This is a genomic window from Pseudomonas sp. FW507-12TSA (genome assembly GCF_058781435.1).
In genome coordinates, this window is the sequence record NZ_JBYSWT010000006.1 from 1 (window position 1) to 21,941 (window position 21,941).

Annotated in this window: 21 protein-coding genes; 9 read left to right on the forward strand and 12 right to left on the reverse strand. The window is 62.4% G+C overall.

Going from position 1 to position 21,941, the window contains the following annotated elements; translation table 11 throughout:
* The 3 genes from AC3WK8_RS07480 to AC3WK8_RS07490 all read right to left on the reverse strand — a co-directional run.
* Positions 1 to 76 (reverse strand): hypothetical protein (locus tag AC3WK8_RS07480; protein ID WP_256592208.1); only part of this gene is annotated, 76 nt, incomplete at its 3' end.
* 10 nt (positions 77 to 86) lie between these two features.
* Complete coding sequence (locus AC3WK8_RS07485) at positions 87 to 746, reverse strand: CoA transferase subunit B (protein WP_031320552.1); 660 nt, start codon at positions 744 to 746, stop codon at positions 87 to 89.
* A gap of 36 nt (positions 747 to 782) precedes the next feature.
* The gene (locus AC3WK8_RS07490) at positions 783 to 1,481 is read right to left on the reverse strand and encodes a CoA transferase subunit A (protein WP_085596668.1); all 699 of its coding nucleotides are present in this window, start codon (positions 1,479 to 1,481) and stop codon (positions 783 to 785) included.
* Positions 1,482 to 1,704: 223 nt separating this feature from the next.
* Between AC3WK8_RS07490 and AC3WK8_RS07495 the strand changes: the two genes are divergently transcribed.
* On the forward strand, positions 1,705 to 2,604 hold the full coding sequence (locus AC3WK8_RS07495) for a LysR family transcriptional regulator (protein ID WP_103323962.1): 900 nt from the start codon (positions 1,705 to 1,707) through the stop codon (positions 2,602 to 2,604).
* A gap of 1 nt (position 2,605) precedes the next feature.
* Here the strand turns inward: AC3WK8_RS07495 and AC3WK8_RS07500 are convergent, their stop codons facing one another.
* The 9 genes from AC3WK8_RS07500 to AC3WK8_RS07540 all read right to left on the reverse strand — a co-directional run bounded on the left by AC3WK8_RS07500 (position 2,606) and on the right by AC3WK8_RS07540 (position 12,913).
* Positions 2,606 to 3,445 (reverse strand): NAD-dependent protein deacetylase, encoded by an 840-nt coding sequence (locus tag AC3WK8_RS07500; protein ID WP_103323961.1) that lies wholly within the window; start codon positions 3,443 to 3,445, stop codon positions 2,606 to 2,608.
* A 144-nt stretch (positions 3,446 to 3,589) separates the two neighbouring features.
* Positions 3,590 to 5,821, reverse strand: coding sequence for an LTA synthase family protein (locus AC3WK8_RS07505; protein WP_207245004.1), 2,232 nt, complete (start codon positions 5,819 to 5,821; stop codon positions 3,590 to 3,592).
* A 418-nt stretch (positions 5,822 to 6,239) separates the two neighbouring features.
* A complete protein-coding gene (locus AC3WK8_RS07510) occupies positions 6,240 to 6,680 on the reverse strand; it encodes a CBS domain-containing protein (RefSeq protein ID WP_022641043.1) in 441 nt (146 codons plus the stop codon).
* A gap of 207 nt (positions 6,681 to 6,887) precedes the next feature.
* Positions 6,888 to 7,412, reverse strand: coding sequence for a DUF2867 domain-containing protein (locus AC3WK8_RS07515; protein ID WP_085596654.1), 525 nt, complete (start codon positions 7,410 to 7,412; stop codon positions 6,888 to 6,890).
* Between the two features lie 385 nt (positions 7,413 to 7,797).
* Complete coding sequence (locus AC3WK8_RS07520; protein WP_103323959.1) at positions 7,798 to 8,910, reverse strand: polyamine ABC transporter substrate-binding protein; 1,113 nt, start codon at positions 8,908 to 8,910, stop codon at positions 7,798 to 7,800.
* A gap of 60 nt (positions 8,911 to 8,970) precedes the next feature.
* Positions 8,971 to 9,867 (reverse strand): ABC transporter permease subunit, encoded by an 897-nt coding sequence (locus AC3WK8_RS07525; protein ID WP_022641040.1) that lies wholly within the window; start codon positions 9,865 to 9,867, stop codon positions 8,971 to 8,973.
* On the reverse strand, positions 9,864 to 10,745 hold the full coding sequence (locus tag AC3WK8_RS07530; RefSeq protein ID WP_164487352.1) for an ABC transporter permease subunit: 882 nt from the start codon (positions 10,743 to 10,745) through the stop codon (positions 9,864 to 9,866). Before AC3WK8_RS07530 ends, AC3WK8_RS07525 begins: the two co-directional genes overlap by 4 nt.
* Positions 10,746 to 10,786: 41 nt before the next feature.
* Entirely contained in the window at positions 10,787 to 11,929 is a 1,143-nt protein-coding gene (gene potA / locus AC3WK8_RS07535) for a polyamine ABC transporter ATP-binding protein (protein ID WP_207245005.1), read from the reverse strand.
* A gap of 228 nt (positions 11,930 to 12,157) precedes the next feature.
* Positions 12,158 to 12,913: a gamma-glutamyl-gamma-aminobutyrate hydrolase family protein gene (locus tag AC3WK8_RS07540; protein ID WP_103323958.1), complete on the reverse strand. Its 756-nt coding sequence runs from the start codon at positions 12,911 to 12,913 to the stop codon at positions 12,158 to 12,160.
* 266 nt (positions 12,914 to 13,179) lie between these two features.
* Between AC3WK8_RS07540 and AC3WK8_RS07545 the strand changes: the two genes are divergently transcribed.
* The 8 genes from AC3WK8_RS07545 to AC3WK8_RS07580 all read left to right on the forward strand — a co-directional run bounded on the left by AC3WK8_RS07545 (position 13,180) and on the right by AC3WK8_RS07580 (position 21,893).
* The gene (locus AC3WK8_RS07545; RefSeq protein ID WP_103323957.1) at positions 13,180 to 14,556 is read left to right on the forward strand and encodes a glutamine synthetase family protein; all 1,377 of its coding nucleotides are present in this window, start codon (positions 13,180 to 13,182) and stop codon (positions 14,554 to 14,556) included.
* Positions 14,557 to 14,589: 33 nt separating this feature from the next.
* Positions 14,590 to 16,080 carry an aldehyde dehydrogenase gene (locus AC3WK8_RS07550; protein ID WP_103323956.1) on the forward strand — a complete coding sequence of 497 codons (1,491 nt, stop codon included), beginning with the start codon at positions 14,590 to 14,592 and terminating at the stop codon, positions 16,078 to 16,080.
* Between the two features lie 52 nt (positions 16,081 to 16,132).
* Entirely contained in the window at positions 16,133 to 17,413 is a 1,281-nt protein-coding gene (locus AC3WK8_RS07555) for an NAD(P)/FAD-dependent oxidoreductase (protein WP_103323955.1), read from the forward strand.
* Positions 17,414 to 17,719: 306 nt separating this feature from the next.
* On the forward strand, positions 17,720 to 18,268 hold the full coding sequence (locus AC3WK8_RS07560; RefSeq protein WP_022641033.1) for a cupin domain-containing protein: 549 nt from the start codon (positions 17,720 to 17,722) through the stop codon (positions 18,266 to 18,268).
* A 413-nt stretch (positions 18,269 to 18,681) separates the two neighbouring features.
* Positions 18,682 to 19,665 carry a DUF1852 domain-containing protein gene (locus AC3WK8_RS07565; RefSeq protein WP_103323954.1) on the forward strand — a complete coding sequence of 328 codons (984 nt, stop codon included), beginning with the start codon at positions 18,682 to 18,684 and terminating at the stop codon, positions 19,663 to 19,665.
* Positions 19,666 to 19,691: 26 nt separating this feature from the next.
* Positions 19,692 to 20,720, forward strand: coding sequence for a methionine synthase (locus AC3WK8_RS07570; protein WP_172681676.1), 1,029 nt, complete (start codon positions 19,692 to 19,694; stop codon positions 20,718 to 20,720).
* Positions 20,721 to 20,823: 103 nt separating this feature from the next.
* On the forward strand, positions 20,824 to 21,333 hold the full coding sequence (locus AC3WK8_RS07575) for a flavin reductase family protein (RefSeq protein WP_103323953.1): 510 nt from the start codon (positions 20,824 to 20,826) through the stop codon (positions 21,331 to 21,333).
* 122 nt (positions 21,334 to 21,455) lie between these two features.
* On the forward strand, positions 21,456 to 21,893 hold the full coding sequence (locus AC3WK8_RS07580) for an epoxyqueuosine reductase QueH (protein WP_256592204.1): 438 nt from the start codon (positions 21,456 to 21,458) through the stop codon (positions 21,891 to 21,893).
* Positions 21,894 to 21,941 lie beyond the last annotated feature (48 nt).

The window sequence follows — 21,941 nt, forward strand, 5'->3', positions numbered from 1 at the left end:
CGGGAATGGCCGCCAGCGAGCCCTGGAAAGTGCCCACGGCGGTGCGGGTAGCGGCAACGATTACGACGTCTTGCATGATGGGCTCCTCAGGCGAACTGCATTTCGGGAACGTGGTCCGGCACGATCAGCTTGCCGGCGGTCTTGCTGACGATTTCCTCGACGCTGACCCCGGGGGCGCGCTCCTTGAGGATGAAGGCGCCATCCTCGATTTCGAGGTAGGCCAGGTCGGTGAGCACGCGCTTGATGCATTGCGCGCCGGTCAGCGGCAGGCTGCAGCGGCTGAGCAGCTTGGACTCGCCGTCCTTGGACGCGTGGGTCATGGTGACGATGATGTTGTCGGCACCGGCCACCAGGTCCATGGCGCCGCCCATGCCCTTGACCAGCTTGCCGGGGATCATCCACGAGGCGATGTTGCCCTGCACGTCCACTTCGAAGGCGCCGAGCACGGTGAGGTCGATGTGGCCGCCGCGGATCATCGCGAAGGATTCGGCGGAGGAGAAGATCGATGCGCCGATGCGTGCGGTCACGGTCTGCTTGCCGGCGTTGATCATGTCGGCGTCGATCTGGTCCTCGGTGGGGAAGGCGCCCATGCCCAGGAGGCCGTTTTCCGATTGCAGCATGACTTCCATGCCGTCGGGGATGTAGTTGGCCACCAGGGTCGGGATACCGATGCCCAGGTTCACGTAGTAGCCGTCCTGCAGTTCGCGGGCGACGCGCTGAGCCATTTGTTCGCGGGTAAGAGCCATGTTTATTGTCCTTTTAGTCGGGCTGGGGAAGGGCGATCACTTGCGCACGGTGCGCTGTTCGATGCGCTTCTCGAAGGTGCCGCAGATGACCCGGTCGACGTAGATGCCCGGGGTGTGGATCTGCGCCGGGTCCAGTTCGCCCGGCTCGACGATTTCTTCCACCTCGACCACGGTGATCTTGCCGGCGGTGGCCGCCAGGGGGTTGAAGTTCTGTGCGGTATGGCGATAGATCACGTTGCCGAAGTGGTCGGCCTTCCAGCCCTTGACGATGGCGAAGTCACCGGTGATGGACTCTTCCATCAGGTAGGTGCGGCCATTGAACTGGCGGGTTTCCTTGCCTTCGGCCACGGGAGTACCGACGCCGGTGGCGGTGAAGAAGGCCGGGATGCCGGCGCCGCCTGCGCGCATTTTTTCCGCCAGGGTGCCCTGGGGGGTCAGTACCACCTCGATCTCGCCGCTGAGCAGTTGCTGCTCGAACAGGGCGTTCTCGCCGACATAGGAGGCCACCACCTTGCTGATCTGGCGGTCTTCGAGCAGCACGCCCAGGCCGAAGCCGTCGACGCCGCAGTTGTTGGATACCACGGTCAGGTCGCGGGTCCCCCGGCGCTTGATCTCGGCGATCAGGTTCTCGGGAATGCCGCACAGGCCGAAGCCCCCGGCGATCACGGTCATGCCGTCTTGCAGACCTTCCAGGGCTTCCTCGTAGGACGCCACGCGCTTATCGAAACCTGCCATATGCACCATCCTCTTTCTTGTTCGTTGGCGGCTGGCCAGCCGTTGTGGGATCAGTGTTGCGCCATGGGATTGATTTGTTAAGTTGATTTTTAAGGTTGATTGATTTGAAAAACAGCATAATGAGCTGCAAGCTGCAAGCTGCAAGCTGCAAGCTGCAAGCTGCAAGCTGCAAGCTGCAAGCTTATAGCTTGTGGCCTGTCGCTGCGCCTCCTGAGGATGATGGATGACGGTCAAACAGATAAGGGCCTTCCTGGCGGTGGCCCACAGCATGAGTTTCGCCCTGGCCTGTGAGCGCCTGCACCTCTCGCAGTCGGCGCTGAGCCTGACCATCAAGGCCCTGGAAGAGGGCCTGGGCGGACGCTTGTTCACCCGCAATACGCGCAACGTCGCCCTGACGCCCGAGGGCGAGGCGCTGTTGCCCCTGGCCCGGCGCCTGATCGCCGACTGGGACAACGCCGAGGACGAAATGCGCCAGCGCTTCACCCTGCAACGCGGTCGGGTGACCCTGGCGGCCATGCCGTCCTTCGCCGGCAACCTGCTGCCGCCGATCCTCAAGCAGTTCCGGGCCCGCTACCCGCAGGTCAACGTCACGGTCAACGATGTGATCAACGAGCAGGTGCTGGAGATGGTCCGCGACCGCGAAGTCGAGCTGGGGGTGGCCTTCGAACCCCAGGACAGCACTTCGCTGGCGTTCACCCCGCTGTATGTCGATCGCTTCGTCGCCGTGGTGTCCCGGGAGTCGCCCCTGGCACAGCGCAGCGAGATCGACTGGCAGACGCTGTTGCAGGAGCCCTTCATCACCCTGCAGCGCCCCTCCACGGTGCGGGTCATGCTCGAGGAGCATCTGCGGGCCCAGGGCGTGCAGTTGCCGGTGGAGTTCGAGAGCCACCAGTTGGCGACCGTGGGCCGCATGGTCGCCAGCGGTCTTGGGGTGAGCGCGGTACCGGCCTTGTGTGCCGGGCAGATGCGTGAACTGGGTGGGCACTGCATCACCCTCGGCGAGCCGGTAGTGGAGCGGACCATCGGGGTACTGACCAAGCCGGGAGAAGAGCTGTCCACCGCGGCCCAGGCCTTGTTCGACATCCTGCGCGAGGCCAGCCTCGGCCAGCGCCTGCCTGCCTGATTCAACTGCCCAGGCGTTCGGCGAGCCAGGGCAGGGCCTGGTCGCAGGGCTGCTCCAGCTTGAGGTCCAGCAACGCATCGGCGCGGGTCTTGCCGAAATTGATGGCCAGCAGCGGCTTGCCTTGCTCGACCACCGCCCGGCACAGGCGAAAGGCCGAGTAGGCCATCAGCGACGATCCCACCACCAGCAGGCCGCCGGCTTCATGTACCGCACTCCAGGCCTCGGCGGCCGTGGGCGGGGCCACGTTCTCGCCGAAGAACACCACGTCGGGCTTGAGCCGCGCGCCCTGGCAGTGGGGGCAGTGGGGCACCTGGAAGCGTGCCTCGAAGGCCGGGTCCAGCAGGGTATCGCCATCGGGCGCCTGTACTGCGTCGACGCCGGCCAGGTACGGGTTCTGTGCCTCCAACTGTTGCTGGATGGCGTCGCGCTCGCTGCGCTGGTTGCAGTCCAGGCACAGTACCCAGTGCAAGCTGCCGTGGAGTTCGATGACCCCGGGGCTGCCAGCCTGGTCGTGCAGGGTGTCGACGTTCTGGGTGATCACCCCGGCGATCCGCCCCTTGGCCTGCAACTGCGCCAGGGCCAGGTGCGCGGCGTTCGGCCGGGCCTGGCGGATGCGCGGCCAGCCAAGCATGGCCCGGGCCCAGTAGCGCCGGCGGGCTTCGCTCTGGTTGAGGAATTCCTGGTACATCATCGGTTGCCGCCCACGGCGCACGCCTTCGTTGTCGCGGTAGTCGGGGATGCCCGAAGGGGTGCTGATACCGGCTCCGGTCAAGACCATGAAAGACTGGGTGTCCAGGGCGGCGGCGAGTCGTTCCAGGGATGGCGCGGCGGGTTGGTTCATGCTCGGGGCTCGTTCAGGCAGGCCTGGTAGAAATAGCCGCAAAGCCGGCGTTGCGCCAGCGCCCGTCAGCAGGTGGCGGAACCTGGACCAGGTTCCGGATTACCGTGGGGCCTGCCGCAGGGCATGGGCAGGCCCGCCCGTGGATCAGCTGGAATGCTCGCTGTCGTCCTCCAGGGACATGTCCACGTTGTTGTCTTCCTGGCCCGGCAGTTCGGTGATCACGCTGAAGTCGCTGACTTCCACGGCGCCCAGGCCATAGCCCAGCAGGTGGAAGGAGAATGCCTTGCGGGTCTGCGGGTTGTCGAAGCGGAAATCCATCTGCAGGGGCTGGTCCGGGGTCACCAGCATTTCGTCCGGCAGGCCCAGGGGCACGTCCTGTTCCAGTTCCTTGCCCTTGAGCAGGATGTAGGCGTTCTGCTGCGGATCGGCCGAGCGCACCGTGAAGCGCACCCGGGTCTGCGAGCCCTTGGGCATTTCCAGGTACTGGGCGCCGATCAGGTTGTCGGCCCAGTCGTCCTTGATCTGCGCTTGCAGCGGGATGATCGCCGGGCTGCCGAACTGGTAGTGCTGGTTCAGCGGCGATTGCAACAGGCTGCGGTCCAGGTTCGCCGCCCGGGCGCTGACCAGCCGGGCCCGCTGGCCGCCGTACTGGGTCAGGAAGCTGGCGCTGTCGGCGATGAAGCCGGGGCTGGCGTAGTTGCGGCAGCGCTGCTGGAAATCACACTCGGTGAAGGTGCCCTGGCCGTCGTGGTAGCGCAGCTTGCCGTTGGTGTAGGACATGATTTCCCGGCCCCCGGCATAGTCGCGGAACAACGAGCGGCCGCTGAGACTGGCGGGCACCGGCAGGGCGAAGTAGTCCAGCACCGAGGCACTGAGGTCGACATGGCCATAGGTGCCGGACTTGATGTGCGGCAACAGTTGCTGGTCCGGGGCCAGCATCAGGTTGAAGCCCCAGGACGAGGCCAGGCGCACGCCGTCGATGCCGTGGGACTCATCGGACGTGATGATCACCAGGGTGTCCTTGAGCACGCCCTTGCGCTCCAGGCCCCCGAGGAAGTTGCCGATGGCGTCGTCCAGGTAACCGACCGCAGCCTGCTTGGGCGTGTCATAGCGTTCCAGGTACTCCTCGGGGGCCGAGTAGGGCTGGTGGGTGCCGACGGTCAGTAGGGTGAGCATCCACGGCTGCTTGTTCTTCTTCAGCTGGTCGATGTAGCCCAGGGCGCCTTCGAAGAACGCCTTGTCATCCTTGCCCCAGGGAAATTCCAGGTAATTGGGGTTGTTGAACCATTCCAGGCCATGGGTCGAATCGAAGCCGATGTGCGGCATGATCTTGTCCTTGGCCATGAAGCGCAGGCCGGCACCCTGCAAGTAGTGGGTCTGGAAGCCGAACTTGTGCATCTGCGCCGGCAGGCAGGCCTTGTTGCGCTGGTTCTGGGTCAGCATCTCCACGCCCTTGGGCGTGCCGTTGTCCAGCTTGTCGTAGTCGCCGCAGAGCATGGCGTACAGGCCACGGATGGTCTGGTGGCTGTGCAGTACGTAGTCGGGGGTGTTCATCCCGCGTTCGGCCCAGGCGCTGAGCTTGGGCATCAGGTTTTCCTGGTAGCGGCTATGCAGCGCTTCGCGGTTGGTCTTGATATAGGCGCCGGGAATGCCTTCCAGGGCGATCAGCAGCACGTTGCGCGCCCGGCCGGCGCTGGGCAGCAGCGGCTGGCCCGCAAGATCCAGGTTGGTCAGGCCGGCCATCTGCACTGGCGCGTCTGGGGCGTCACCATCGAGCCAGTCTTCGACGCGGATCTGCGCCTGGCCCACGGCAGTGGCCAGGGCCTGGTGCGGCAGGTTGAACAACTGCCATTGGTCAGCCTCGCTGGGCTTGAGGTACTGGATGCCACCGTGGGCCAGCAGCAGCACCGCCGGCAGGCTCCAGGCGTGGCGAGGCAGCGCCGGCAGCGATACCCCGCGACTGCTGCGCTGCACCACCAGCCACAGCACCAGGCCCAGCAGCAGCGCCAGGCCCAGTTCGGGGTGGGCCTGGCCGCCGCCAGTGGAGTTCTCGACGAATTGCGGGTCCACCAGGTAGTGCAGGTCGGCGACGTTGGGCATGCGGCCCACGGCGCTGACCAGCTCGGCGCTGACCAGGGTCAGCAGGGCCCAGATCACCAGCACCGGCAAGGCCAGCCACCAGCGTCGGCGGTACAGCAGCACGGTGAGCAGGCTGGCGCTGGCCAGGTCGGAAAGGTAGCCCAGCGGGTTCGACCAGCCCAGGGCCAGGCGCGCGCCCATGGGGATCAGCAGCAGAAGGCCGAACAGGGTGCACAGGGGGGCAAGGGGGTGTTGTAGGCAACGACGGATAAAATTCACAGATAACCTGCCTGTCATCAAAGCTTCACGCAAATGTGCGCAATGGTAACAAGACCCGACGGCAAGTCCTGCCATAAATTGCCGGCGCGATGCTGATCCAGGGGTTGTTGCTGAACGCCCCAGTGCGCCACCAGGGAGCTGCCGGGCCCTGGAACAGGGGCTCGCAGGATGCATAGGGGCCGGGTGTGCAGGCTGGATTTACTATTGCAGGTTGTTAAAAAACGCGTGGCCAGTGGCGGCGCTGCCGGCCAGCGAGGCAGGAGCATCACCCGTGCCAGGCAATCTGCGTCGTATGCCTGGGCCCGGGCTTGGCGAGTTCCGGGCAGGCAGATATCCCCGCTGCCCATGGCGTTGTCCGTGATTGGCAGGAGTGGCCAAGGCCTGCGCTGGTCCTCGGGGTGGTGGGAGGAGCCGAAGGTCCGGCCCCTGGAAAGCATCACTCGCCGCGGATGTACTGCTCCAGCTGGCGGATCAGGTCGGCCTGTTCGGCGATCGCTTCCTTGACCAGGTCGCCGATGGAGAGCAGGCCCAGCAACTGGCCGTTCTCCACCACGGGCAGGTGGCGCAGGTGGTTGTCGGTCATGATGCTCATGCAGGTCTCGACATTCTGGTGCGAGTCCACGGTGATCACCGGCGAGCTCATGATCGCGCTCACCGGCGTGCCTACCGAGGAGCGCCCGTGCAGCACCAGCTTGCGCGCATAGTCGCGTTCGCTGATGACCCCGACCACTGCGCCGTTTTCCAGGACCGGCAAGGCGCCGACGTTTTTCTCGGCCATCAGCATCAGGGCTTCCAGCACCATCTGCTGCGGGGCGATGGTGTGCACTTGCTGATGGTGCTTGGCCTTGAGTTTCAGCAGTTCTGCGACGCTCTTCATTGGGGGCGCTCCGGTTGTTCTGCAGGGGGCGGCGCCGGCCGCCCCAAGGTGGGTTTCTACAGAATCGTAGAGACTGGGCCGGCCGGCAAGGCTGAAAGCGGCAGATAGACGGCGAAAAACGTCAATCGGCAGGATTTTTCTGCTGCCTTGCCAGGAAAAGTCCCGCCTGGCCTTGGCATCGGGCGCTCCAATCCTGGGCGCAGCGGTTCAGCAGCGGTTGATATTGGCCAGGGTCATGGGCGCGATGATCCGGTGGAAGGGCGCCACCGGCAGCATGTACAGGCGCCCCAGCAGGTTGTGCGGGTGCACCACGGTGGACAGCACCACCGGCCGTTGCCCGTCGTCGTTCAGGGCCAGGCGATTCAGGGACAGGTACACGTCCAGGTGCTTGTCGCGGTCCACCACTAGCACCTCGTCGGGCGTCTGCGACACCAGGGTGAAGATGCCGACCCGCTGGCCTGGCTGGTAGTCCTCATCGGCTCGTGCCAGGTCGATGCGGGTCAGGCGGCCCAGGTCCTTGAGGCCGACCAGCTGCACCACGCGATTACGCAGGGCCATCATCCGGTCGATCCAGGCCGGCGTCCGGCTCATCAGGCCCAGCAGGTGGCGCATGGCGCTGCGCTCGGGGTCGTCGGCCAGCACCTGGCGGCAATCGATGAAGCTTGCCCCGACGGCCAGGTTGGCGATGCTGGATGGGCTGGGCACTGGGCAAGGCTGGACGGCGGTATGCATCGATACGATTCCCTGTAGGTCATGACGGCGCCTGGTGGCGCGCGGCAAAAATACCATTGTGCTATGGCCGCTGCCGAGCCTGCGAGGTTGCGACAAGGTCGAGCCTCGGCGGCCGCTGTGCGCCCGTACGCAGCCTGCGGCAGCGGCTACACGAAGCGACCTCGAGGCCTCCACTGCACGCGTCAATGGCCGCAACGCCCAGCAAGACCTGGGCAGTGGCTATGCGCAGAAGGTGGCAGGCAGCATGAAAAAAGGCGCCCGCAGGCGCCAAGGTTTCACCCCAACCGAGGGAGCCGGGTGAAGCCGTTCGCAGGAGTGTCGCGGTGGTAAGGCGCGACGTGAACGGAAGAGGGAGGGCGCCGGCGGGAGCACGGGCGCCGGAACATCACTTGCCCAGCTTGATCCGGGTCCAGCCGCGGTTCATCACGCGCTGGATCGGGATCGGCTGGTCGGGCACCGCATACAGGGTGGCCAGCACGTCCTGGGGCGGGTAGGAGGCCGGATCGTTGCGGATCGCCTCGTCCACCAGCGGTGTGGCGGCGGCATTGGCGTTGCTGTAGCCCAGGCCGTTGGTGACCTCGGCGATGATGTCCGCGCGCATCAGGAAGTTCATGAACAGGTAGGCGTTGTCGACGTTGGTGGCGTCCTTGGGGATGGCCATCATGTCGTAGAAACTGCCGGCGCCTTCCTTGGGAATGCTGAACGCGACTTTCTCCTTGTTGCCCGCTTCTTCGGCGCGCGAGCGGGCCTGCAGCACGTCGCCGGAGTAACCCACGGCCACGCAGATGTTGCCGTTGGCCAGGTCCGAGATGTACTTGGAGGAATGGAAGTAGGTCACCGACGGGCGGATCTTCATGAACAGCGCCTCGGCCTCGAGGATCTGCGCCTTGTCCTTGCTGGCCGCCGGGTAGCCCAGGTAGTGCAGGGCGGCCGGGAGCATCTCGGTGGGCGAGTCGAGGAAGCTGATGCCGCAGGCCTTGAGCTTCTCGGCGTTCTCGGGCTTGAACAGCAGGTCCCAGGAGTTGACCGGTGCGTCGCTGCCCAGGGCCGCCTTGACCTTGGCCGGGTTGTAGCCGATGCCGATCGAACCCCACATGTAGGGGAAGGCATGGGCATTGCCCGGGTCGCTGGCGGAAGCGTTCTTGAGCAGCACCGGGTTGAGGTTCTGCCAGTTGGGCAGCTTGGACTTGTCCAGTTCCTGGTAGACCCCGGCCTTGATCTGCTTGGCCAGGAAGCTGTTGGACGGCACCACGATGTCGTAGCCCGACTTGCCGGTCAGCAGTCGCGCTTCCAGGGTCTCGTTGCTGTCGAAGACGTCGTAGGTCACGTGGATGCCGGTCTCGGCCTCGAACTTCTTCAGGGTGTCCGGGGCGATGTAGTCCGACCAGTTATAGACGCGCAGCACTTTGTCGCCAGCTTGGGCGCCGGCGACCAGGGCGCCGGTCAGGGACAGTGTCAGCAGCAGTTTGGCGGACCATATCCTGCCAGGCATTTTCATCAAGACAACTCCATTCTTATTCTCAAAACGGCCGCCGGGGCGGCCTTGTCACGCAAGGGTTCAAGCCGTCGCCGGCTGCCGCTTGGCCTGGGGCCTGGCGGGTGTGGGGCTCCACGCTTCGTTGGCCGTGAACTCCATGGCCTCCTGGATCGCCCGCTTGCGGGCTTCCTCGGCGCGTCGGCCGAAGTACCAGACCAGGAAGGTCACCAGCGATACCGCCAGCAAAATCAGGCTGGCCACCGCGTTGATCTCCGGCTTGACCCCCAGGCGCACCGCCGAGAAGACTTCCATCGGCAAGGTGGTGGAGCCCGGGCCGGACACGAAGCTGGCCAGCACCAGGTCGTCCAGCGACAGGGCGAAGGACATCATGCCGCCCGCCGCCAGGGACGGCGCGATCATCGGGATGGTAATCAGGAAGAACACCTTGAAGGGCCGCGCTCCCAAGTCCATGGCCGCTTCTTCGATGGACAGGTCCAGTTCACGCAGGCGCGCGGAGACTACCACGGCTACGTAGGCTGCGCAGAACGTCGTGTGGGCGATCCAGATGGTGGCGATCCCACGCTCCATGGGCCAGCCGATCAATTGCGCCATGGCCACGAACAGCAGCAACAGCGACAGGCCGGTGATCACCTCGGGCATCACCAGCGGCGCGGTGACCAGGCCGCCGAACAGGGTGCGGCCCTTGAAGCGGGTGACCCGGGTCAGCACGAAGGCCGCCAGGGTGCCCAGGGCCACCGCCGCCACGGCGGTGTAGCAGGCGATTTCCAGGGAGCGCAGTACCGAGCCCATCAGTTGCTGGTTGTCCAGCAGGCCCACGTACCATTTCACCGACCAGCCGCCCCACACCGTCACCAGCTTGGAGGCGTTGAACGAGTAGATCACCAGGATCAGCATCGGCAGGTAGATGAACGATAAGCCGAGCACCAGCATCAGTTTGGAAAATTCGAAGCGTTTCATGCCCGTCCCTCCATCTCTTTGGCCTGGCTGCGGTTGAACAGCAGGATCGGCACGATCAGGATCGCCAGCATCACCACCGCCAGGGCCGAGGCCACCGGCCAGTCACGGTTGTTGAAGAACTCCTGCCACAGCACGCGGCCGATCATCAGGGTCTCCGGGCCGCCCAGCAGTTCCGGGATCACGAACTCGCCCACCACCGGGATGAACACCAGCATGCAACCGGCGATGATGCCGTTCTTGGCCAGGGGCACGGTGATCTTCCAGAAGCTGTTGAAGTTGCTCGAACCCAGGTCGGCGGCGGCTTCCAGCAGGCTCTGGTCATGCTTGACCAGGTTGGCGTACAGCGGCAGCACCATGAACGGCAGGTAGGCGTAGACCACGCCGATGTACACCGCGAGGTTGGTGTTGAGGATCTCCAGCGGCTGGCTGATCAGCCCGGTCCACAGCAGGAAGCTGTTGAGCAGGCCGTTGTTGCTGAGGATGCCCATCCAGGCATAGACGCGGATCAGGATCGCGGTCCAGGTCGGCATCATGATCAGCAGCACCAGCACGTTCTGGGTTTCCTTGCTGGCCCGGGAGATGGCGTAGGCCATGGGGAACCCCACCGCCAGGCACAGCAGGGTGCTGATCAGCGCCACCTTCAGCGAGCCCAGGTAGGCCGAGAGGTACAGCTCGTCGCCGGCGAGCATGGCGTAGTTGCCCAGGTTCAACAGCAGCTGGAACTTCTGTTCGGCGTAGGCATAAATCTCGGTGTAGGGCGGGATCGCCAGGGCCGCTTCGGAGAAGCTGATCTTCATCACCAGGAAGAACGGCAGCATGAAGAACAGGAACAGCCAGAGGAAGGGAATGCCGATCACCAGCTTGCGGCCAGAGGGCAACATGCGCAGCAGTTTGCGGTCCAGGGTCATGGTCGAGGTCCTCATGCGCGCAGTACCACGCCGCTGTCGTCTTCCCACCAGACGTAGACTTCGTCATCCCAGGTCGGCCGGGCGCCACGACGTTCGGCGTTGGCCATGAACGACTGGACGATCTTGCCGCCGGGCAGCTCGACGTAGAACACCGAGTGGCCGCCCAGGTAGGCGATGTCGTGGACCTTGCCCCGGGACCAGTTGTAGCGCGACTCCGGCTTGAGGGTGGTGACCAGCATCTTCTCCGGGCGGATGGCGTAGGTCACCGACTTGTCCTGGACCGAGGTGCTGACTCCATGGCCGACGTAGATCTGCTGCGCCAGGTCCGGGCAGTCGATGATGGCGTAGCCTTCCAGGTCTTCGGTGACGGTGCCTTCGAAGGCGTTGACGTTGCCGATGAACTCGCATACCAGGCGGCTCACCGGGGCTTCGTAGATGTCCACCGGGCTGCCGGTCTGGGCGATCCAGCCCAGGTGCATGATGGCGATGCGCTGGGCCATGGTCATGGCTTCTTCCTGGTCGTGGGTCACCATCACGCAGGTCACGCCCACGCGCTCGATGATCTCCACCAGTTCAAGCTGCATCTGCGAGCGCAGCTTCTTGTCCAGGGCGCCCATGGGCTCGTCGAGCAACAGCAGCTTGGGTCGCTTGGCCAGGGAGCGGGCCAGGGCCACGCGCTGGCGCTGGCCGCCGGAGAGCTGGTGCGGCTTGCGCTTGGCGTACTGGGTCATGTGCACCAGCTTGAGCATCTCGCCGACCCGGGCCTCGATCTCGTCTGCCGGCAAACGGTCCTGCTTGAGGCCGAAGGCGATGTTCTGGGCCACGGTCATGTGGGGGAACAAGGCATAGGACTGGAACATCATGTTGATCGGCCGCTCGTAGGGCGGCATGTCGGTGATGTCCACGCCATCCAGCAAGATGCGTCCCTCGGTGGGCCGCTCGAACCCGGCGAGCATGCGCAGCAGGGTGGACTTGCCGGAGCCGGAACCGCCCAGCAGGGCGAAGATCTCGCCTTGGTGGATCTCCAGGGACACATCGTCCACGGCCACGGTTTCATCGAACTTCTTGGTCACGCGATCGATCTTCACCAGAACCTTCTGCGGGCTCGGGTGGCCTTCGAGGGCCTTCCGGTAAGTGCTGGAGGCGTTTGCCATGTGAAACTCCCAACAGATATCAGCGGCCCGGCCAATTCGGCCCGGCCTAAAGGTTGATTGCCAGCCCGGGGGGGCGGGCTGATTCGGCGCCGCCTCCCTGGCGGCCTGACGCTATTTGTTGTTGTGGTCTTGCCGTTTGTCGCTCACGCCGAATGTCGGGCGCGCACGAGGGCACGCGCCATGGGGCAGGGCGTGTTGTTACAGGTGCAAATGCGCGACGCGCAGGGCTTAGCGGCGCTGTGCGGCTCGTTGCCGGCAGGCGTCGCCGAAGGCCTGGAAGATCCGCAGGTAGGCCGGGTTCGACAGCACCTGCCATTCTGGGTGCCACTGCACGCCGAAGGCGAAGGCCTTGCTGTGTTCCACCGATACCGCCTCGATCAGGCCATCTGGCGCCACGGCCTCGACCCGCAGGCCCGGGGCCAGGCGATCGATGCCTTGGCTGTGGATCGAGTTGACCTGGATCTCGCCATCCAGGCCCATGGCCGCGAAGACCCCCCCGGGCTGGATCGCCACCGGGTGCGCCGGGGCGTACTGCACCTCGATGCGCGGATCGTCGGCTTCACGGTGATCGAGAAAGCCCGGCAGCTCGTGGACCTTCTGGTGCAGGCTGCCACCGAAGGCCACGTTCATTTCCTGGAAGCCGCGGCAGATACCGAGCACCGGCACGCCGGCGGCGACGGCCGCACGCAGCAGGGGCAGGGTGGTGGCATCGCGTTGCGGATCATGGGCGGTACCCGGTTCGCTGGGCGGGCCCTGATAGTGGAAGGGTTCGACATTGGATGGCGAGCCGGTGAACAACAGCCCGTCCAGGTTGTGCAGCAGATCCTGGATATCGAGCAGGTCCGCCAGGGAAGGAATGACCAGGGGCAGGCCCTCGGCCGCGACGCTGACCGCACGCAAGTACTTGTCGCCGCTGACGTGGTAGGGATGCAGACCGATCTCTTTGACGCACGCAGTAACGCCGATCAATGGCTTGAATGCCATTTTTATCACCTCGAAATTCACGCTGGAACGAGTTTTTCCAGAGCTTATCCTCGTTGATTTTAATTAACAACTTCCATGTAAAAAATTCTAAACGCATTTCATCTGAAAGCCTTGAGTGGCGCAGATGCTGAGGCTTATTTAGTTTTAATGGGGCAAAATAATTAACGAAGCGGAGCCCTGCGGGGCTATTGACTTCGGTTTTTCTTTCGGATTGACTGCTGGTGCGTCACCGCAGTGAACATAATAATTAACACGATAGGTGCATCATGTCGGTCCCCCCGCGTGCCATTCAGCTCAATGAAGCCAACGCCTTCCTGAAAAAACATCCCGAGGTTCTCTACGTCGATCTGCTGATTGCGGACATGAACGGTGTGGTGCGCGGCAAGCGCATCGAGCGTACCGCCCTGCACAAGGTCTATGAGAAGGGCATCAACCTGCCGGCCTCGCTGTTTGCCCTGGATATCAACGGCTCCACGGTGGAAAGCACCGGCCTGGGCCTGGACATCGGCGACGCCGACCGCATCTGCTACCCGATCCCCGGCACCCTGAGCGTCGAACCCTGGCAGAAGCGTCCCACCGCGCAGTTGCTGATGACCATGCACGAGATCGAGGGCCAGCCGTTCTTCGCCGACCCTCGCGAAGTGCTGCGCCAGGTGGTGAGCAAGTTCGACGAGCTGGGCCTGACCATCTGCGCCGCCTTCGAGCTGGAGTTCTACCTGATCGACCAGGACAACGTGAACGGCCGGCCGCAATCGCCGCGTTCGCCGATCTCCGGCAAGCGCCCGCAATCGACCCAGGTCTACCTGATCGACGATCTGGACGAATACGTCGACTGCCTGCAGGACATCCTCGAAGGCGCGAAAGAGCAGGGCATCCCCGCCGACGCCATCGTCAAGGAAAGCGCCCCGGCGCAGTTCGAGGTCAACCTGCACCATGTGTCCGACCCGATCAAGGCCTGCGACTACGCGGTGCTGCTCAAGCGCCTGGTGAAGAACATCGCCTACGACCATGAGATGGACACCACCTTCATGGCCAAGCCTTACCCGGGCCAGGCGGGCAACGGCCTGCACGTGCACATCTCGATCCTCGACAAACAGGGCAACAACATCTTCGCCAGCGAAGACCCCGAGACCAACGTGGCCCTGCGCCATGCCATCGGCGGCGTGCTGGAAACCCTGCCGGAGCAGATGGCCTTCCTGTGCCCCAACGTCAACTCCTACCGCCGTTTCGGCGCCCAGTTCTACGTGCCGAACTCGCCGACCTGGGGCATCGACAACCGCACCGTGGCCGTGCGCGTGCCCACCGGTTCGCCGGACGCGGTGCGTATCGAACACCGGGTGGCCGGTGCCGACGCCAACCCCTACCTGCTGATGGCCTCGGTGCTGTCGGGCATCCACCACGGCCTGACCAACCAGATCGAACCCGGCCCAGCCATGGAGGGCAACGCCTACGAGCAGAGCGAGCCGAGCTTGCCGAGCAACCTGCGCGACGCCCTGCGCGTGCTGGACGACAGCGAGGTGATGGCCAGGTACATCGACCCGATGTACATCGACGTGTTCGTGGCTTGCAAGGAAAGCGAGCTGGCGGAGTTCGAGAACTCCATCTCAGACCTGGAATACAACTGGTACCTGCACACGGTCTGACGGCCGTGTGTCCTCGCGCGTTGAGTATTTGCCATGACTAGATCCCGCAGCGATTGGGAGCAGCGCTTCCAATCCCTCACCCTGGAAGGTCGCGCCTTCATCGACGGCCAGTACTGCGCTGCCCAGGGCGGCGCCACTTTCGAATGCCTGAGCCCGGTGGACGGGCGCTTCCTGGCCAATGTCGCCAGTACCGACCAGGCCGATGCCGATCATGCCGTGGCCGTGGCGCGCCAGGCCTTCGCCAGCGGCGTGTGGTCGGGCAAGGCCCCGGCCGAGCGCAAGCGCATCCTGATCCGCTTTGCCGAGCTGATCCTCGAGCACCAGGAAGAACTGGCGCTCCTGGAGACCCTGGACATGGGCAAGCCCATCAGCGATTCCCTGGCCATCGACATCCCGGCCACGGCCAACGCCATCCGCTGGAATGCCGAAGCCATCGACAAGCTCTACGACGAAGTGGCGGCCACGCCCCACGACCAGTTGGGCCTGGTGACCCGCGAGCCTTCGGGGGTGGTGGCGGCCATCGTGCCGTGGAATTTCCCGCTGATCATGGCCAGCTGGAAGTTCGCCCCGGCCCTGGCGGTGGGCAACTCGTTCATCCTCAAGCCTTCGGAAAAGTCGCCGCTGACCGCGATCCGCATCGCCCAGCTGGCCCTGGACGCCGGCATTCCCAAGGGCGTGTTCAACGTCCTGCCGGGCTACGGCCACACTGTGGGCAGGGCCCTGGCCCTGCATATGGGCGTGGACGTGCTGGCCTTCACCGGCTCCACCGCGGTGGGCAAGCAACTGCTGCAGTACTCCGGCCAGAGCAATATGAAGCGGGTATGGCTGGAGGCCGGCGGCAAGAGCGCCAACGTGGTGTTCGCCGATGCACCCGACCTGGGCGAAGCGGCCCGAGCGGCGGCTGCGGCGATCGCCTTCAACCAGGGCGAAGTCTGTACTGCCGGCTCGCGGCTGCTGGTGCAGGCGTCGATCCGCGAGCAGTTCCTGCCGTTGCTGGTGGAGGCGCTCAAGGCCTGGCAGCCCGGGCATGCGCTGGACCCGGCCAGCCGCGTCGGCGCCGTGGTCGATGAGCGCCAGCTGGACAACGTGCTGCGCTACATCGGCATCGGCCGGGAGCAGGGCGGGCGACTGTTGGCCGGTGGTGCGCGCACCCTGCAAGGCACCGGCGGCCTGTATGTCGAGCCGACCGTCTTCGACGGGGTGACCAACGCCATGACCATCGCCCGCGAGGAGATCTTCGGCCCGGTGCTGGCGGTGATCGAGTTCGACAGCGAGGAACAGGCGTTGCAGATCGCCAACGACAGCATCTTCGGCCTGGCCGCTGCCGTATGGACCCGCGACCTCAGCCGCGCCCATCGCTTCGCCCGTGGCCTGCGCGCCGGCAGCGTATGGGTCAACCAGTACGACGGCGGCGACATGACCGCGCCGTTCGGTGGCTTCAAGCAGTCGGGCAATGGCCGCGACAAGTCGCTGCATGCCTTCGACAAGTACACCGAGCTCAAGGCGACCTGGCTCAAGCTCTAAGACCTATAACAACGGCAGGGCGGTCGAGCCGCACCTGCTGGGGAACTACGACATGCAAACCTACGTGAACAGCTATTACGCGGCGACCCGCAACCGGACCGTCGACTACCCCGAGCTCGACCAGTTGGTGGAGTGCGATGTCTGTGTGATCGGCGCCGGCTATACCGGCCTGTCCTCGGCGCTCTTCCTGGCCGAGGCCGGCTACAGCGTCACCGTGCTCGAGTCGGCCAAGGTCGGCTTTGGCGCCAGCGGGCGCAACGGCGGGCAACTGGTCAACTCCTACAGCCGCGATGTGGATGTGATCGAAGAGCGCTACGGGGAAAAGAGCGCCGAGGTGCTCGGCAGCATGATCTTCGAAGGCGCGGACATCATCCGCCAGCGCATCCAGCACTACGATATCCAGTGCGACTACCGTCCTGGTGGCATCTTCGCCGCCCTGAACCCCAAGCAGCTCAAGGGCCTGGCCGAGCAGAAGCGCAACTGGGAACGGCTGGGCAACCACAACCTCAAGCTGCTGGACAAGGCGCAGATCGACCGCGAAGTCGGTACCCGCAACTACGTCGGCGGCTTGCTGGACATGCAGGGCGGGCATATCCACCCGCTGAACCTGGCCCTGGGCGAGGCCAACGCCGTCATCGGCCTGGGCGGCAAGATCTTCGAGCAGTCGGCGGCCCTGGAAATCACCTACGGCGAGCCCAACGTGGTGCGCACCGCCAAGGGCGTGGTCCGCGCCAAGTATCTGCTGATCGCCGGCAACGCCTACCTGCAGCAGGACCTGGACCCGCGCGTGACCCGCAAGAGCATGCCCTGCGGCTCGCAGATCGTGGTCACCGAACAGCTGCCGGAACCACTGGCCCGCAGCCTGATCACTAACAACTATTGCGTGGAAGACTGCAACTACCTGCTGGACTACTTCCGTCTAACCGGTGACAACCGCCTGCTGTACGGCGGCGGGGTGGTCTACGGTGCCCGCGAGCCCAACGACATCGAGCAACTGATCCGGCCGAAGATCCTCAAGACCTTCCCCCAGCTCAAGGACGTGAAGATCGACTACCGCTGGACCGGCAACTTCCTGCTGACCATGTCGCGCATGCCGCAATTCGGCCGGATCGAGAAGAACGCCTACTACATGCAAGGCTACAGCGGCCATGGCGTGACCTGCTCGCACCTGGCCGGCAAGCTGATCGCCGAGATGATTCGTGGCGATGCCGAGCGCTTCAACGCCTTCGCCTCGCTGCCGCACATGCCGATGATCGGCGGCCGCACCTTCCAGGCGCCGCTGACCGCCATGGGCGCCGCCTATTACGCCCTGCGTGACCGTTTCGGCATCTAATCCGAAAGGACGCCCGCGCTCCTGTTCTATGCAGGAGCGCAGCTTGCTCGCGATGAACGATGACGCGGTTTGCCAGGCACCACGCGTCGACAGGCTTGGTGCCCGCTTCGCGGCCGAACGCATTACCTCCCAGGCCCCTGAAAATCCACCGTAAAATCCCCGTAAACCCCTTGTCGCCAGCCTTTACAGCACCGCCGTCAAACATGTTTAAATAGCCGCCTTTCCGGCTCCAGGGGCAGCCAGATCGCGATTTTCGCGACCCAACCGCCACACGATTCCCTCCAGTTCCTCTCACATAAGGCTGTTATGGACACGGGCACACGACTCAAACTCGTTCGCGAAAGCTACAACCTCTCCCAGCGCGAGCTGGCCCGGCGTAGCGGCGTTACCAATGCCACCATCTCCCTGATCGAACAGAATCGCGTCAGCCCCTCCGTCAGTTCCCTGAAAAAGCTGCTGGAAGGCATTCCCATGTCCCTGGCCGACTTCTTCACCTTCGACCAGCCGCCCCGTGAGCACCAATACGTATTCCGTGCCAGCGAACAACCCGACCTGGGCCGTGATGGCCTGCGCCTGTTGATGGTCGGCGCACCCCTGGCCAACCGGCAGATGCGCTTTTTGCGCGAGCAGTACGCCCCGGGCGCCAGCTCTGGCGAAGAGCCGATCGTGCACAACGAAGGCGAGGAGTGCGGCCTGGTGATCCGTGGCACCGTGGAACTGACGGTGGATGGCCAGGTGAGCGTGCTCAATCCGGGCGATGGTTACTACTTCCCCACCACCTTGCCCCATAGCTTCAGGAACATTGGCCAGGATGAGGCCGAGATCATCAGTGCCAACACTCCGGCGAATTTCTGAGCCGGCAGGGCACTGATTCAACGATGTCTGCTGTAACCCTGATCGAGCCCGCGCCCATGTGCCGCGGGCTTTTTTGTGCCCTGGCAAACACCAGTCGGGTGCCGTTGCAGCGTTTGTGGTGGGGATGCTGTCGCCTACGCCGGGATTGCCCCAGGCAATGGCGTTGCGCGCTGCTGGGGGGCTAGGCCCCCGTGCTGCAGAACTTCTGCGGTTGGCCGTATAACGCATCATGAAGATGGCTAAAGACTCAGTGAAATCAATTCATTTTCACTCAATCATTCAGCTTGCATAAAATACATGCAACTTGTGAGTGTCGCAAAGAATATTAAGTGAAGCCGGAAAATAAATTGGAATGAGTCAAGGTCCGATTAGTTGCCTCTGGTTTGCCTCTTCTTTTAGGGTGTCTGATTGAAATGAGTAGCGAATTTTTATTTTCGATTAAAAGCATTTCTTTTGACGAGGACTATCAACCCTCCGAAAATACACGAATCACTACCAATTTCGCTAACTTGGCCAGGGGTAATAGTCGCCAAGAGAACTTGCGCAATACCTTGAGAATGATAGATAACCGTTTCAATGCCTTGGCACATTGGGATAACCCCAAAGGTGATCGTTACGCCGTTGAACTTGAAATCATCTCTGTCGCGATGAATTTTGGTGTTGGCAATAGCGGTGATTCCCTGCCGCTGATTGAAATACTGAAAACCAATATTCTCGATCGACAGACCAATGTGCGTACCGAAGGCATTGTCGGCAATAACTTCTCGTCTTATGTGCGAGATTATGACTTTAGCGTGCTGTTGTTGGGGCACAATAATGGGCGGCCAGATTTTAGCACTCCGGAAAACTTCGGTGACCTGCATGGCAACCTCTTCAAGTGCTTTGTGAACTCCAGTGCGTACAAGCAGAATTTCAATAAGCCGCCAGTCATATGCCTGAGTGTTTCGAGTAGCAGAACCTATCATCGAACTGAAAACAATCATCCTGTATTGGGTGTGGAATACCAACAGGATGAATATTCCCTGACGGATGAATATTTCAACAAGATGGGGTTGAAGGTTCGCTATTTCATGCCGCCGAACAGTGCTGCGCCCCTGGCCTTTTATTTTTCCGGCGATTTGCTCGATGACTACACTAATCTTGAGTTGATCAGCACCATCAGCACGATGGATACCTTTCAAAAGATTTACCGGCCTGAAATCTACAATGCAAATTCCGCGGCAGGGAAGTCCTATCAGCCAAGTCTGAAGAATCAGGACTATTCATTGACCCGAATTGTCTACGACCGAGAAGAGCGCAGTCGCTTGGCCATTGAACAGGGACAATTTGTCGAGGAGCACTTCATCAAGCCCTACCAAGGCATTCTCGAGCAGTGGTCCGCAAATTACGCCCTTTGAATGATAAAAATACAAGGTTATCTATTGTGAAGAAATTGCTCCCTACCTCAACCGCTGGCAGCCTGCCCAAACCTTCCTGGCTGGCACAACCAGAGAAACTCTGGTCACCTTGGAAGTTGCAAGGCGAAGAGCTGGTCGAGGGTAAGCAGGATGCTTTGCGCTTGTCATTGCAAGAGCAGCAGCAGGCAGGCATTGATATCGTCAGTGATGGCGAACAAACCCGCCAGCACTTCGTCACCACCTTTATTGAGCATCTGGACGGTGTCGATTTCGAGAAGCGCGAGACCGTCAGGATTCGTGATCGCTATGACGCCAGCGTGCCGACGGTCGTGGGTGCGGTCACTCGCCAAAAACCCGTATTTGTCGAAGATGCCAAGTTCTTGCGCCAGCAAACCAAGCAACCCATAAAGTGGGCCCTGCCAGGTCCGATGACGATGATCGATACGCTTTATGACAGCCACTATAAAAGCCGCGAAAAACTGGCTTGGGAGTTCGCCAAGATCCTCAATCAAGAGGCCAGGGAGCTTGAGGCTGCTGGTGTCGATATCATCCAGTTCGATGAGCCTGCGTTCAATGTCTTCTTCGATGAGGTGAACGAGTGGGGCGTTGCCACATTAGAGCGCGCTATTGAAGGCCTCAAATGTGAAACAGCGGTACATATCTGCTATGGCTATGGCATAAAAGCCAATACAGACTGGAAAAAGACCCTGGGATCAGAGTGGCGGCAATATGAAGAAGCCTTCCCCAAGCTGCAGAAATCCAGCATCGATATAGTTTCACTGGAGTGCCATAACTCCCATGTGCCGATGGACCTCATAGAACTCATTCGCGGTAAAAAGGTGATGGTAGGCGCTATCGACGTCGCCTCCAACGTCATTGAAACTCCAGAAGAAGTAGCCAACACGCTGCGAAAAGCACTGCAGTTCGTCGATGCCGACAAGCTCTATCCTTGCACCAACTGCGGCATGGCGCCTTTGTCTCGGAAAGTAGCAAGAGGCAAGCTGGGTGCTTTGAGCGCAGGTGCGGAAATCGTCCGAAGAGAACTTTCGAACTAGTGCTTAGCTGGAGCCGCAAGGAATGCCAAAGGGGCGGTGGTAGCTCAAGCTACTGCAGCCCTCCTTGGCACTTTCGTACGGCACCCAATATTCAGGTCCTGATATGCCATTCCCTAGTACTGCTATCGAACCTATGAGCTTTCGCGAAGCGCTCGGGCACTACGCATCCGGTATCACGGTGATTACCTCCCACATCGATGGCGAGCCGATTGGTTTCACTTGCCAGTCGTTCTACAGCGTCTCGATGAGCCCGCCGCTGGTGTCGTTCAGCGTCATGTCCAGCTCGGCCAGCTATCCAAGGATTCGCCAGGCCGGCCGGTTCGTCGTCAATATCCTCTCAGGTGAACAGGTCAGTATTTCCAACCAGTTCGCTCGCCGTGGCACGGACAAATGGCGCGGAGTCCAATGGCAGGAGTCACCGCTGGGCAACCCCATCATTGCCGGTAGCCTGCACTGGCTGGATTGCGAAATTCATGCCGAACACACCGCAGGCGATCATCTGATCGTGATTGGTGAAGTAAAAGCCTTGAACTTGCAAGAAGCTGCCGCCACGCAGCCATTGCTGTACTTCAAGGGGCAGTATTGCAACATCGCCGCACACAGCACGGTTTGAGCATCTATCTGCGCGGAGCGCTTCACGCATCCAGCGACGTTTGCCTAAAGGTTGCCGGAGCACATCATCGTGCTCTGGTTTTTTCATCTGGGCGATCTATCCAGGACACCCCTAATGCCAACGTGCCGTTCATCGATGCCGACTACGACAAAGACAACTGGTTCGAACGCGCCAAAGGCATGGAACATGAGCCCGAGCGTGGCGTGCGCTGCACCATGTGCCTTGACATGCGCTTCGAACGCACTGCGCTCTACGCCTATGAAAACAACTTCAGTGTGATTTCCAGTTCCTTGGGTATCTCGCGCTGGAAAGACATGAAGCAAATCACCGATAGCGGCATCCGCAGCGCGCAAAAGTACCCGGGGATCACCTATTGGGACTACACCTGGCGCAAGGGCGGCGGCTCGGCGCGGATGGTCGAAATCAGCAAGCGCGAACGTTTCTACCAGCAAGAGTATTGCGGTTGCATCTACTCACTGCGCGATACCAACCACCACCGCAAGGACCAGGGACGAGACATCATCCGCATTGGCGTCAAGTACTACGGGGACGATGAATGATCGAGCCTTCGCTTGCGTCGAAGAGTTTGTTCCCAGCCTTCATCAGAG

What these genes read in the sequence shown, in the direction of transcription:
- AC3WK8_RS07485 (WP_031320552.1), bottom strand. Translation starts at nt 746, where the DNA reads ATGGCTCTTACCCGCGAACAAATGGCTCAGCGCGTCGCCCGCGAACTG.
- AC3WK8_RS07490 (WP_085596668.1), bottom strand. Translation starts at nt 1,481, where the DNA reads ATGGCAGGTTTCGATAAGCGCGTGGCGTCCTACGAGGAAGCCCTGGAA.
- AC3WK8_RS07495 (WP_103323962.1), top strand. Translation starts at nt 1,705, where the DNA reads ATGACGGTCAAACAGATAAGGGCCTTCCTGGCGGTGGCCCACAGCATG.
- AC3WK8_RS07500 (WP_103323961.1), bottom strand. Translation starts at nt 3,445, where the DNA reads ATGAACCAACCCGCCGCGCCATCCCTGGAACGACTCGCCGCCGCCCTG.
- AC3WK8_RS07505 (WP_207245004.1), bottom strand. Translation starts at nt 5,821, where the DNA reads ATGACAGGCAGGTTATCTGTGAATTTTATCCGTCGTTGCCTACAACAC.
- AC3WK8_RS07510 (WP_022641043.1), bottom strand. Translation starts at nt 6,680, where the DNA reads ATGAAGAGCGTCGCAGAACTGCTGAAACTCAAGGCCAAGCACCATCAG.
- AC3WK8_RS07515 (WP_085596654.1), bottom strand. Translation starts at nt 7,412, where the DNA reads ATGCATACCGCCGTCCAGCCTTGCCCAGTGCCCAGCCCATCCAGCATC.
- AC3WK8_RS07520 (WP_103323959.1), bottom strand. Translation starts at nt 8,910, where the DNA reads ATGAAAATGCCTGGCAGGATATGGTCCGCCAAACTGCTGCTGACACTG.
- AC3WK8_RS07525 (WP_022641040.1), bottom strand. Translation starts at nt 9,867, where the DNA reads ATGAAACGCTTCGAATTTTCCAAACTGATGCTGGTGCTCGGCTTATCG.
- potA (WP_207245005.1), bottom strand. Translation starts at nt 11,929, where the DNA reads ATGGCAAACGCCTCCAGCACTTACCGGAAGGCCCTCGAAGGCCACCCG.
- AC3WK8_RS07540 (WP_103323958.1), bottom strand. Translation starts at nt 12,913, where the DNA reads ATGGCATTCAAGCCATTGATCGGCGTTACTGCGTGCGTCAAAGAGATC.
- AC3WK8_RS07545 (WP_103323957.1), top strand. Translation starts at nt 13,180, where the DNA reads ATGTCGGTCCCCCCGCGTGCCATTCAGCTCAATGAAGCCAACGCCTTC.
- AC3WK8_RS07550 (WP_103323956.1), top strand. Translation starts at nt 14,590, where the DNA reads ATGACTAGATCCCGCAGCGATTGGGAGCAGCGCTTCCAATCCCTCACC.
- AC3WK8_RS07555 (WP_103323955.1), top strand. Translation starts at nt 16,133, where the DNA reads ATGCAAACCTACGTGAACAGCTATTACGCGGCGACCCGCAACCGGACC.
- AC3WK8_RS07560 (WP_022641033.1), top strand. Translation starts at nt 17,720, where the DNA reads ATGGACACGGGCACACGACTCAAACTCGTTCGCGAAAGCTACAACCTC.
- AC3WK8_RS07565 (WP_103323954.1), top strand. Translation starts at nt 18,682, where the DNA reads ATGAGTAGCGAATTTTTATTTTCGATTAAAAGCATTTCTTTTGACGAG.
- AC3WK8_RS07575 (WP_103323953.1), top strand. Translation starts at nt 20,824, where the DNA reads ATGCCATTCCCTAGTACTGCTATCGAACCTATGAGCTTTCGCGAAGCG.